Raw genomic sequence first — 11,516 nt, 5'->3', positions numbered from 1 at the left:
CCGGCCGTCGGGGTGGTCGGGGCCGGTCAGCCGTCCGCCGGGCTCCGGCCGAGCGCCAGGGTGAGGACGTCGCGCCAGTGCATCGGCGGGGCGGCGGCGGGTGCCCCGGGGCGGTCCCGGGGCACCAGGACCCGCAGGGCCCGGGGGCGGACCGAGCAGACCACCGGGGTCGGCAGGGTGAGGGCCTCGCCGTCCACCGCGACCGGGATCCGCTCCGCGTCCGAGCCGACCACGATCTGCCCCGAGGTCAGCACGGTGAGCCCGGCGGCCCGGGCACCCCGCAGGGCGAGGTCGGCGGCCTGGGCCGCGTTGCCCACCCGGATCCCGACGGCCCCGAGCACCCCGAGGTCCAGCCGGGGCCGCCGTCCGCCGGCCGCCGGTTCGGGCGCGGCGTACGGGTTGTTGCTGACCAGCAGCGCCTGGAGCGACTCCAGCCGCAGGGTGTCGGTGGCCGCGTCGAGGGCGTGCCCGGTGTACCCGAGCAGCAGGTCGGGCAGGGCGTTCAGCGCGGTGCCGGCCTTGGCGTCCCGGTACTCCGGGCGCTGCACGATGTCCGCGTAGACGCCGAACGAGGCGGTGTTGACGAAGGCGTGGCCGCCGACCACGCCGAGGTCGATCCGCAGCTCCTCGCCGTCGGTCAGCGCGTCCAGGCAGCGGGACGGGTCCTCGCGGTCCAGTCCGAGGTCCATCGCGAAGTGGTTCCTGGTCCCGGCGGAGATCACCAGGAACGGCAGGTCGTGCTCGGCCGCCACCTCCGCCACCCGGGCCTGGGTGCCGTCGCCGCCGGCCACCCCGAGCAGGTCAGCGCCCTGCGCCACCGCCCGGCGGGCGAGCGCGGCGACATCGGTGTGCACCGCCGGATCCAGCAGCTCCACCCGGGCGCCCAGCGCCTCGGCCTTCCGGACCAGCGCGAACCGGCCGACCTTGCCGCCGCCGGACTTCGGATTCATGATCAGCACCGGCTGCCGGGGCCGGGCGGCGGCCACCGCGGTCATGCCCCGGGGCGGCCGGAGCCGGCGCAGCGCCGACCGCGCGCAGGCCGCGGCGGCGGCCCACAGCGCGATGCCGATCAGCGCCGCGGCCCACACGCCCGCCCGGGTGTAGATCACCAGGATGGCCACCGGCGCGGCCACCGCGAGCAGCGCCCCCGCCGCCCGGGCCGCGCCGTGGTGGGCCAGCACCCACCAGGTGCCCATGGCCGTGAGTGCCGCGCCGGCCACCCCGACCACCAGCACGAGCAGGCCGCCCGGACCGCTCGCGGCCACCAGGGCCACGGCCGCGCCCGCCGCGAGCACCAGCGCGAGCCGGGCGTCGAACCGGGCCCGGGCCGGCGCCGCGGCGGTGTGCGAGCGTGTCATCGTCCTCAGCTCCCGCGCCGGACGGCGGGTCAGGTGAGGATCTTGGCCTTGGCCTTGGCGTACTCCTCGTCCGAGATGTGCCCGGCCGATCGGAGCTCGGTGAGCTTGGCCAGCTGGTCGGCGGTCGAGCCCTCCCCGGAGGTGCCGGCCGACTCGCGCACGTACGCCCGGAACTGCTCGTCCGCCTTCTGCGCCTTCGCCATCTCGCGCTCACCCATGCCGCGACCGCGGGCGATCAGATAGACGAACACGCCGAGGAACGGCAGCAGGATGAGGAAGATCGCCCAGCCGGCCTTGGCCCAGCCGCTCAGCGAGTCGTCGCGGAAGAGGTCGATGAGGATCCGGAACAGCAGCATGAACCAGAGGATCCACAGGAAGAACCAGCACATGGTCCAGAACACGTTCAGCAGGGGGTAGTCGGACGCGAGGTTCATGGTGCTGGTCTCCTGTCCCGGACCGGCCGGTGCCGGCCCGATGCGTGGTGCCTGCTCATGCACTCATGCTGCGCGCGGTGCCCCGCTCCCGCATCCGCCGCGGGCCGGCGGCTGCGCCGGGTGGGGGAATTCCGCTCCGATGCGTTTCGGAAATTCCTCCGATACGCGGCGGAGCGTATTCAAGAATCCCATCTGACGCTCTTTCGGAAATGTCCACCGGGGGCATGGACGGAGGCGAAACCTGGCGGTAATTTACCGGTGAGTAGCAGCAGCTGTGGCTCGCGCGCCCCCACCCGTTCCCTCTCCCCCAGGAGGAACCCGTGCTCCGCCATGCCCGAAAGCACCGCCCGTCCCGCCCCCACCTGTCCGCCCGCTCCCACCTGTCCGCCCGGCTCGGCGCCCTCGCGCTGGGCGCGGCCCTCGCGCTGACCTCCACCGGCGCCCTGGCCGCGACCCCGGCCCCGCACCACTACGTGGCCCTCGGCGACTCCTACGCCGCCGGTGCGGGCGTGCCCGGCCAGTCCGCCGGGCTGTGCCTGCGCTCCGACCACAACTACGGCAGCCTGGTGGCCGCCGCCCTGCGGGCCGGCGCCTACACCGACGTCACCTGCTCCGCCGCCAAGGTGAGCGCGATGACCGGGGCCCAGTACCCCGGCCTGCCGGACGGGGGCGCCCCGCAGCTGGACGCCGTCACCCCGGACACCGATCTGGTGACCATCGGCATCGGCGGCAACGACCTCGGCGTCGGCCCGCTCGGGATCGCCGAGGTGATCGCCACCTGCGTCGGCGGCGCGGTGGCCAACCCGCTGGGCACGCCCTGCCGGGACGTCTACAACCACGGCCACTGGGCCTGGACCGGCTGGTCCTGGTCCTGGGAGTACGGCGAGGACGACCTCGCCGGCCGGATCCAGGCCGCCGCACCCCGGCTCGCGGACGTGCTCGCCCGCATCCACGCCAAGGCCCCCGCCGCCCGGGTCCTGGTGGTGGGCTACCCGTCCGTGCTCCCGGCCGACGGCTCGTCCTGCATCCTGGAGCAGCCGATCACCCCCGGCGACATCGGATACCTGCACGGCGTCCTCGACCGGCTCAACACCATGCTCAGCGCCACCGCCGCCGCCAACGGCGCCCGCTACGTGGACACCGCGACCCCGAGCAGGGGCCACGACATCTGCTCGGACGACCGCTGGATCGAGGGCGCGCTCCCCGGCTCCCCGGCGGTCCCGTTCCACCCGAACGCCACCGGTGAGCGCGTGATGGCGGACGCCGTCCGCGCCGCCCTGCGCTGACCCCGGCCACGGGGTGGGGCGGCCGGCGCCGGCCACCCCACCCCGTGGCCCTGCCCGTACCGGCGTCCGGGAGGATGGCGCCGTGGACGACGTGACGATCACCGACGAGGACCGCCGGCTGCTCGGCCTCTGGGCCGCCGGCTGCGCGGAGCGGGTCCTGCCGCTGTTCGAGGCCCGGGCCCCCGAGGACGGCCGCCCGCGGGCGGCGCTCGACAGCCTGGGCGCCTTCACCCGCACCGGGAAGCGGACCGCGCAGCTGCGCTCCGCCGCCTGGGCGGCGCTCAAGGCGGCCGGCGAGGCGGACGACCCGGTGGCCACCGCGGCCGCCCGCGCCGCCTGCTACGCGGCCGCCGCCCCGTACATCCACGCGCTCGCCACCCCGCACCAGGCGCGGCACGTCCACGCCCCGGCGATCCACGCGGCGCTCGCCCGTGAGCTGGCGGCCGGCGGCAACCTCGGCGCCGGGGACGCCGAACTCCGGTGGGCGGTCGAACAGGCCCCGCCCGCGGTGCGCGGGATCCTGCGGCAGCTGCCCGCGCCCGCCCCCGGCCGCGGCCGGCTCGAAGCCCTCCGCGAGCGGCTCGACGGCGCGCTGCGCCACTGAGCGCGAGCGGCGGGCGGGTCGCACCGCGGCCGGCCGGTCAGCGGACCTTGATCCCGATCAGGCAGGTGTCGTCGTCGGTGTCCGCGCTGCTGTACCGCAGCAGGTGGTCCAGCCGGTGCTCCAACTCGGCCGGATCGTCCGACTGTTCGGGCTTCTGCGCGGTGGTCCGCAGATCGTCCAGCGACTCCTGGAGCGAGCGGTCCCGGCGTTCGATCAGGCCGTCGGTGTACATCATGAGGGTGTCCCCGGTCTTCATCCGGACCTCGCCCTCCTCGTAGTCGGCCTGGTCGATCGCGCCGAGCAGGATGCCGGAGACGCTGGTCAGCTCGCTCGCCAGCCCGTCCCGCAGCAGCACCGGCGGCAGGTGCCCGGCCCTGGCCCAGCGCAGCACCCGGGTCCGCGGGTCGTAGAGCGCGCAGACGGCGGTGGCGGTCACGCTGTCGGTCAGGTGGTGCGTCACGCTGTTCAGCCAGCACAGGAGTTGGGCCGGCCCGGCGCCGGTCGCGGCCAGCCCGCGCAGGGCGTTGCGCAGCGCGACCATCCCGGTGGCGGCGTCGATGCCGTGCCCGGCGACGTCGCCGACGCAGAGCAGGACCTGACCGGTGGGCAGCGCGACCGCGTCGTACCAGTCGCCGCCCACGAGGTGCTCCTTCTCGGCCGGCCGGTAGCGCACGGCCACCCGCAGGTCGTGCAGGGTGAGCGGGCCGCGGCTGGGCGGCATGATGGCGTGCTGCAACTGCAGCGCCAGCCGGCTGCGTTCGGCGGACTGCTGCTCGCTGTGGGCGAGCTGGTCGCGGGTGGCGGCGAGCGCGACCTCGGTCCAGTGCTGGGCGGAGACGTCCTGGTAGGCGCCGCGGACGGCGGTGATCCGGGCGTCCGCACCGATGACGGGCTCGGCGACCACCCGGATGTGCCGGGCGATCCCGTCGGCCCGCTTGAGCCGGAACGCGGTGGAGGCCGGGCGCTGGTGGTGCAGCAGGGTGCGCAGGAACCGGCCGATGGTGTGCTCGTCGTCCGGGTGCGCGTTGGCCGCCAGGTGCTCGATCGAGATCGGCTCGGCGGTGTACGGCAGCCCGTGCAGGTCGAACAGGGTGTCGTTCCAGGCGATCTCGCCGGTCCGCAGATTCTCCTCGAACCCGCCGATCCGGCCGAGCCGTTGGGCGTGCTGGAGCAGGCTGGCGACCCGGGCGGCGTCGTCCTGGGTCCGCCAGATCACCACCACCTGGGAGCCGTGCCGGCTGATGTCGACCGCCGCCTCGGTGGTCAGCGGGACGCCGTCGACCAGCGCGGACAGGCTCATCGCGGGGGAGCGGAACGATTCGCCGGTCGCCAGCACGTGCTCGATCTTCTCCAGCAGCCCGCCCGGTTCGGCGGCCAGCGGGTAGGCCTCCAGCAGCCGGGCCCCGGCGATGGCGCTGCGCGGGCGGCCGGCGAAGTCCACGAAGCCCGGGTTGACGTGCCGGATCAGGTAGTCGGTCGGCAGGTCGGCGGCGTCGAAGACCGGCACGAGCACCAGGCACGGGTCCGGCAGGCCGTGCACCAGCTCCAGCAGTTCGGCGCTCTGCACGGCCTCCCCGGGGCCCGCGCCGGCGGCGGGGCGGGACTCCAGCGCGGTGGCGCACAGCTCGGCCAGCGCCTCGAACTGCCGCTGCAGGGACTGCGAGCGCCGGGGGAGCGCGTCCGGCCAGCAGATCTCCAGCACACCGGTGATCCGGCCGCCGGTGCCCGCCGGGACGGCCAGCCGGCCGCCGGTGATCTCGTGCTGCCCGATGGACGGCAGTCCGGCCGCGGCCTGCGACTCGTACGCCGTGGCCGCCCGCGCGATCAGCGCCTGCCGGGCCGGGGTGGGCACGCCGGGCGGGACGTGCCGCCACAGCGAGGCCTCCCGTTCGCCGAACCCGGCGCTGCCCGCCAGGGTGAGGGACTGGTCGGCGTTGGCCGCCCAGATCGCCACCGCCGAGGCGCCGAGCGGGCGCAGCGCGTGGTCGAGGGCGGAGTGGGCGACGGCCTGCACGTCACCCGCGCCGAGCATGCCGGTCTCCGCGCTGCGCAGCCGGACCGCCACCGAGGGCCCGCCGGGCCCGGCGGGGCCACCGGCCGCCGTCGGATCGCCGGCGGCGGCCACGAACTCGCGGGCCACGTCGGTGATCCGGTCCCGGGCGGCCTGGTTGACCAGGTCGGCGGCGAGCTCCAGGACCGACAGGTTCGACTGTCCGGCCAGGTCCTCCAGCTGCCGGGCGGCGTCGGCGGGGCCGTAGCCCAGCCGCTCGACCAGGATCCCCTTGGCGAGCTCCACCAGGGCCCGGCCGTCGGCCTCGGCCCGCACCCGGGCGAGTTCGCCGCGCAGCCGTTCGACGGTGGAGGTCAGCCGGCCGATGACGCCGCCGTCGGCCGGGCCGGCCGGCCCGGCGGTGGACGGCGGGACGGCCGGCCCGCGCTGGGCGACGACCGACACCTCCGCACCGGGCACGGTCCGGGCGGGGGAACCGGTGTCCCGAGGCGGCTGGCGGTCGCGCATGGTTCTCTCCTCGGGTCGCACGGTGGTCGGGGTGGCTCGGCCGGCACGGACTACGGCCTGATCCACCGTTCGATGCAGGCGATGAGATCGCGGGCGTCGACCGGCTTGGTGACGTAGTCGCTGGCGCCGGAGGCCAGGCTCTTCTCCCGGTCGCCCATCATCGCCTTGGCGGTGACCGCGATGATCGGCAGCCCGGCGTGCTCGGGCATGGCGCGGATCGCGGTGGTGGCCGCGTAGCCGTCCATCTCCGGCATCATGACGTCCATCAGGATCAGGTCGATCCCCGCGTTGCGGGTCAGGGTGTCGATCGCGGCGCGTCCGTTCTCCGCCTGGAGGACCCGCATGCCGTGCAGTTCCAGGATCCCGGTGAGGGCGTAGAGGTTGCGGTCGTCGTCGTCCACGACCAGCACCGTGCGGCCGGCGAGGGCGCCGTCCACGTCCTGGGCGAGCGGGGTGGCGGTGTCCTCGGTGCGCACCAGCGGCAGTACGTCGCCGGGCTGGTCCACGCTCAGGTGCAGGGCGATCCGCTCGCGCAGCTCGTCGAGACTGGAGAGCAGCTCCAGCGGCTGGGCGGTGGCACGTTCCTGCAGGGCGCGTTCCTGTTCGGCGCCGAGCCGGCGGTTGTTGTGCGCCAGCACCGGCACGCTGTGCAGCGCGGCGTCGCGGGCCATGTCCTCCAGGAAGTCCAGCGCCGCGCCGTTCGGGAGGTCGAGTTCCAGCACCACGCAGTGGCACGGGATGGTGGCGAGCGTCTCGGCGGCCTCCTGGGCGCCGACCGTGGTGATGACCTCCACCGTCGCCCGCGGGTCGCCGAGGCCGGGGTTGCCGCCGAGGTCGGCGACGGCGCTCTCCGCCACCAGCGAGAGCAGGCCGCGCGGGCGCTCCTCGATGACCAGCAGGCGCTTGGGCTGGCCGGTCTCCGGCGGGCCCGGGTGCCCGCCGGTCTCCTCCTGGCCCGGCGGCGCCGGCTCGGCCGGGCCGGCCTCCGGCAGCTCGCGCGGGCCCGGACCGCTCAGTTCGAGGAACTCCGTGCGGGCCACCGGCAGGTAGAGGGTGAAGGTGCTGCCCTGCCCCGGCGTGCTCTGCGCGGTGATGGCGCCGCCGAGCAGGAAGGCGATCTCCCGGCTGATCGACAGCCCGAGGCCGGTGCCGCCGTACTTGCGGCTGGTGGTGCCGTCGGCCTGTTGGAAGGCGCCGAACACGCCCTCCAGGTGCTGCGGTTCGATCCCGATGCCGGTGTCGACCACGTGGAAGGCGACCACCGGACCGTGCTCGCGGCGGGCGATCTCCGGGACGCCCGCCGGGTCGGCGATCTCGATCCGCAGGTCGACGCTGCCCTTCTCGGTGAACTTGACCGCGTTGGAGAGCAGGTTGCGCAGCACCTGGCGCAGCCGGTAGTCGTCGGTGAGCAGTTCGGCCGGCACGCCGGCGGCGGTGCTGACCTGGAAGGTGAGGTTCTTCTGGCCGGTCAGCGGGCGGAAGGTGGCCTCGACGTAGTCCAGCAGCTTGCGCAGCGGGATGCGTTCCGGGGTGACGTCCATCTTGCCGGCCTCGACCTTGGAGAGGTCGAGGATGTCGTTGATCAGCTGGAGCAGGTCGGAGCCGGCGGAGTGGATGATGCCGGCGTACTCGACCTGCTTGGCGGTGAGGTTGCGGGTCGGGTTCTGGGCGAGCAGCTGGGCGAGGATGAGCAGGCTGTTGAGCGGGGTGCGCAGCTCGTGGCTCATGTTGGCGAGGAACTCGGACTTGTAGGTGGAGGCCACCGAGAGCTGGTGGGCCCGGTCCTCCAGCTCCTGGCGGGCCTGCTCGATCTCCAGGTTCTTGGTCTCGATGTCGCGGTTCTGCGCGGCCAGCAGCGCGGCCTTGTCCTCCAGTTCGGCGTTGGAGGACTGGAGTTCCTCCTGCCGGGCCTGCAGCTCCGCCGAGCGGACCTGCAGCTCGGAGGTCAGCCGCTGGGACTCGCCGAGGAGTTCGTCGGTGCGGGCGTTGGCCACGATGGTGTTCACGTTGACGCCGATGGTCTCCATCAACTGGCCGAGGAAGGCCCGGTGCACCGGGGTGAAGTCGTGCACGGTGGCCAGCTCGATGACGCCGAGCACCTGCTCCTCGACGACGATCGGCAGCACGATCAGCGAGAGCGGCTCGGCACGGCCGAGGCCCGAGGAGACGCTCACGTAGCCGGCCGGCAGCCGGTCGACGGCGATGGTGCGCCGGCTGCGGGCCGCCTGGCCGACGAAGGACTCGCCGAGCCGGAAGCGGGTCGCGGTGGCGCCGGGCGGGAAGGCGTAGGAGCCGATCAGGTTGAGGAAGGTGGTGTGGCCGGTGTCCTCGGCCAGGTAGAACGCGCCGTACTGGGCGGAGACCAGCGGGGTGAGCTCGTCCATGATCAGTTCGGCCACCACCGGGAGGTCGCGCCGGCCCTGCATCAGGGCGGAGATCCGGGCCAGGTTCGACTTCAGCCAGTCCTGGTCCTCGTTGGCCCTGGTCGTCTCGCGCAGGGACTCCACCATGAAGTTGATGTTGTCCTTGAGGTCCGCGACCTCGCCGGAGGCGTCCACGGTGATCGAGCGGGTCAGGTCGCCGGCGGCGACCGCGCTGGTCACCTCGGCGATGGCGCGGACCTGGCGGGTCAGGTTGCCGGCCAGCTCGTTGACGTTCTCGGTCAGCCGCTTCCAGGTGCCGGAGACGCCCTCGACCTCGGCCTGTCCGCCGAGCCGGCCCTCGCTGCCGACCTCGCGGGCCACCCGGGTCACCTCGGCGGCGAACGCGGAGAGCTGGTCGACCATGGTGTTGATGGTGGTCTTGAGTTCCAGGATCTCGCCGCGGGCGTCCACGTCGATCTTGCGGGTCAGGTCGCCGCGGGCGACCGCGGTGGTGACCTGGGCGATGTTGCGGACCTGGCTGGTCAGGTTGTGCGCCATGAAGTTGACGTTGTCGGTCAGGTCCTTCCAGGTGCCGGCCACGTTGGGCACCCGGGCCTGGCCGCCGAGGGTGCCCTCGGTGCCGACCTCGCGGGCCACCCGGGTCACCTCGTCCGCGAAGGCGGAGAGCGTGTCGACCATCGTGTTGATGACCCCGGCGAGCGCCGCGACCTCGCCCTTGGCCTCCACGTTGATCTTCTGGGACAGGTCGCCCTTGGCCACGGCGGTCGCCACCTGGGCGATCGAGCGGACCTGCCCGGTCAGGTTGGAGGCCATCACGTTGACGTTGTCGGTGAGGTCCTTCCAGGTGCCGGAGGCGCCGCGGACGGTGGCCTGGCCGCCGAGGTTGCCCTCGGTGCCGACCTCGCGGGCCACCCGGGTCACCTCGTCCGCGAAGGCGGAGAGCTGGTCGACCATCGTGTTGATGGTCTCCTTCAGCTCCAGGATCTCGCCGCGCGCGTCGACCCGGATCTTCTGCGACAGGTCGCCCTGCGCCACCGCCGTGGTGACCTCGGCGATCGAGCGGACCTGCGCGGTCAGGTTGTCGGCCATCACGTTCACCGACTCGGTGAGGTCGCGCCAGGTGCCGGAGACGTCCCGGACGTCGGCCTGGCCGCCGAGCCGGCCCTCGGTGCCTACCTCGCGGGCCACCCGGGTCACCTCGCCGGCGAACGCGGAGAGCTGGTCGACCATCGTGTTGATGGTCTCCTTCAGCTCCAGGATCTCGCCGCGGGCGTCCACGGTGATCTTCTGGGACAGGTCGCCCTTGGCCACGGCGGTCGCCACCTGGGCGATCGAGCGGACCTGCGCGGTCAGGTTGCCGGCCATGAAGTTGACCGAGTCGGTGAGGTCGCGCCAGGTGCCGGAGACACCCTTGACGTCGGCCTGGCCGCCGAGCCGCCCGTCCGTGCCGACCTCGCGGGCCACCCGGGTCACCTCGCCGGCGAACGCGGAGAGCTGGTCGACCATCGTGTTGACGGTGTTCTTGAGCTCCAGGATCTCGCCGCGGGCGTCGACGATGATCTTCTGCGACAGGTCGCCCTTGGCCACCGCCGTCGCCACCTGCGCGATGTCACGGACCTGGGTGGTGAGGTTGCCCGCCATCGCGTTGACGGAGTCGGTCAGGTCCTTCCACGTCCCGGAGACCGCGGGCACCTCCGCCTGGCCGCCGAGCCGGCCCTCGGTGCCCACCTCGCGGGCCACCCGGGTCACCTCGGAGGTGAACAGCGAGAGTTGGTCCACCATGCCGTTGAAGACGGTCGCGATCTCGCCGAGCAGCCCGTCCGCGTCGTCCGGCAGCCGGGTGCGGAAGTCACCGTCGCGGACGGCGGTCAAACCGGCCAGCAGGCGGCGCAGATCGGGCTCGCCGACCTGGGCGGCGCTGTCGCCATCACCCCGGCGGGTAGCCGGGGGCTTCGTCGAGCCAGCCATCGGGCGTAGCCTTCCTCGTTGAGCGCCAGGCCACCGGCCCGTCACCGACCATGCCCGTCCCGGCTCCCGTCCTCGGCCGTCGGGCCGGGTGCGCGGGCCGTCGCCGACACCTGAACGTACCGCCGGGGACGCTACCTTACCCGGTCCGTCGAGGGCGAACTCTTCTTCCGCGGTCCGGAGATGACGGTGACCGCTCCGCCGACCACGGCCCCGACGGCGCTCACGGGTGGTCGTCGGTGTGGCCGCAGACCCAGGACAGCGCGTCGTGCACGCCCTGGGTGTAGTCGCGCGGCACGGTGCGCTGGGACTGGTACTCCAGCTCGACCATGGCCGCGTCCACCTCCGCCGTCAGCGCCAGCAGATCGGGCCGGCCGGTGCCGCGGGCGCCGGTGACCGGTGCGGTGTCGCCCCGGCCCAGCGCCCACAGGTAGGCGGCCAGCGAGCCCCGGGACAGCTGCGTCTGGCGGTTCGGGGCGGCCGCACCGCGTTCCAGCTCGCCGAACGCCTGCTCGACCTCGGCCGTGGACCGCACGCCCACCGGCCGCGGTGCGCTCTGGTAGGTCTGTCGATGAGTCATACGCATCGTGTAACCGCTCGGGGCCGAGTCATGTCCGCCCGCCCGCCGGGCCGTCCCGGCGCCGCCCGTACCAGGCGCACGGCGGAGCGGGGTGCGCAACCGCGCACCCCGCTCCGTAGCCGTGGGCGGCCGGACCTACCAGCGGTACCAGCGGCCCCGGGTGCCGGACGCCCCGGTGCCGCGGGCGACGAAGCCCACCAGCCAGACCACCAGCACGACGACGGCGATCCACCACAGCGCCTTGAGCGCGAAACCCGCACCGAAGAGGATCAGAGCCAGCAGCAGTACAAGAAGAAGAGGAACCATTTCCGACCTCCACGAATCGTTGTCGGCCCTCGGCTGCCCCGTCCCGGGTGGACCATGCACAGGAATCTTCCGGCAATTCCG

At 73.9% G+C, this 11,516-nt stretch carries 8 protein-coding genes; 2 read left to right on the top strand and 6 right to left on the bottom strand.

Features of this window, described 5'->3' with window-relative positions:
• Nucleotides 1–26: 26 nt before the first annotated feature.
• Complete coding sequence (locus ABT014_RS28710) at nt 27–1,358, bottom strand: diacylglycerol/lipid kinase family protein (RefSeq protein ID WP_350642125.1); 1,332 nt, start codon at nt 1,356–1,358, stop codon at nt 27–29.
• A 29-nt stretch (nt 1,359–1,387) separates the two neighbouring features.
• Nucleotides 1,388–1,792: an SHOCT domain-containing protein gene (locus ABT014_RS28705; protein ID WP_350642124.1), complete on the bottom strand. Its 405-nt coding sequence runs from the start codon at nt 1,790–1,792 to the stop codon at nt 1,388–1,390.
• Between the two features lie 320 nt (nt 1,793–2,112).
• On the opposite strand from ABT014_RS28705, the gene ABT014_RS28700 reads away from it, so the two are divergent.
• Both ABT014_RS28700 and ABT014_RS28695 read left to right on the top strand, forming a co-directional pair.
• Entirely contained in the window at nt 2,113–3,078 is a 966-nt protein-coding gene (locus ABT014_RS28700; protein WP_350642123.1) for an SGNH/GDSL hydrolase family protein, read from the top strand.
• Between the two features lie 82 nt (nt 3,079–3,160).
• Nucleotides 3,161–3,682, top strand: coding sequence for a putative immunity protein (locus ABT014_RS28695; RefSeq protein WP_350642122.1), 522 nt, complete (start codon nt 3,161–3,163; stop codon nt 3,680–3,682).
• A gap of 37 nt (nt 3,683–3,719) precedes the next feature.
• Here ABT014_RS28695 and ABT014_RS28690 read toward each other — a convergent pair whose 3' ends face one another.
• The 4 genes from ABT014_RS28690 to ABT014_RS28675 all read right to left on the bottom strand — a co-directional run bounded on the left by ABT014_RS28690 (nt 3,720) and on the right by ABT014_RS28675 (nt 11,435).
• Nucleotides 3,720–6,200 (bottom strand): SpoIIE family protein phosphatase, encoded by a 2,481-nt coding sequence (locus tag ABT014_RS28690; protein WP_350642121.1) that lies wholly within the window; start codon nt 6,198–6,200, stop codon nt 3,720–3,722.
• Nucleotides 6,201–6,250: 50 nt separating this feature from the next.
• The gene (locus tag ABT014_RS28685) at nt 6,251–10,552 is read right to left on the bottom strand and encodes a HAMP domain-containing hybrid sensor histidine kinase/response regulator (protein ID WP_350642120.1); all 4,302 of its coding nucleotides are present in this window, start codon (nt 10,550–10,552) and stop codon (nt 6,251–6,253) included.
• 220 nt (nt 10,553–10,772) lie between these two features.
• On the bottom strand, nt 10,773–11,129 hold the full coding sequence (locus tag ABT014_RS28680; RefSeq protein WP_350642119.1) for a hypothetical protein: 357 nt from the start codon (nt 11,127–11,129) through the stop codon (nt 10,773–10,775).
• Between the two features lie 135 nt (nt 11,130–11,264).
• Complete coding sequence (locus ABT014_RS28675) at nt 11,265–11,435, bottom strand: hydrophobic protein (RefSeq protein WP_350642118.1); 171 nt, start codon at nt 11,433–11,435, stop codon at nt 11,265–11,267.
• Nucleotides 11,436–11,516 lie beyond the last annotated feature (81 nt).

It is taken from the genome of Kitasatospora sp. NPDC094015, from assembly GCF_040304075.1.
In the GTDB taxonomy this organism is placed as follows: Bacteria; Actinomycetota; Actinomycetes; order Streptomycetales; family Streptomycetaceae; genus Kitasatospora.
Note: the sequence above shows the minus strand (reverse complement) of the source record. Positions and strands in the feature narration are given on the sequence as shown.

Excerpts from the sequence above, each read along its gene's own strand:
- ABT014_RS28710 (WP_350642125.1), bottom strand. The coding sequence starts at position 1,358 with ATGACACGCTCGCACACCGCCGCGGCGCCGGCCCGGGCCCGGTTCGAC.
- ABT014_RS28705 (WP_350642124.1), bottom strand. The coding sequence starts at position 1,792 with ATGAACCTCGCGTCCGACTACCCCCTGCTGAACGTGTTCTGGACCATG.
- ABT014_RS28690 (WP_350642121.1), bottom strand. The coding sequence starts at position 6,200 with ATGCGCGACCGCCAGCCGCCTCGGGACACCGGTTCCCCCGCCCGGACC.
- ABT014_RS28685 (WP_350642120.1), bottom strand. The coding sequence starts at position 10,552 with ATGGCTGGCTCGACGAAGCCCCCGGCTACCCGCCGGGGTGATGGCGAC.
- ABT014_RS28680 (WP_350642119.1), bottom strand. The coding sequence starts at position 11,129 with ATGACTCATCGACAGACCTACCAGAGCGCACCGCGGCCGGTGGGCGTG.
- ABT014_RS28675 (WP_350642118.1), bottom strand. The coding sequence starts at position 11,435 with ATGGTTCCTCTTCTTCTTGTACTGCTGCTGGCTCTGATCCTCTTCGGT.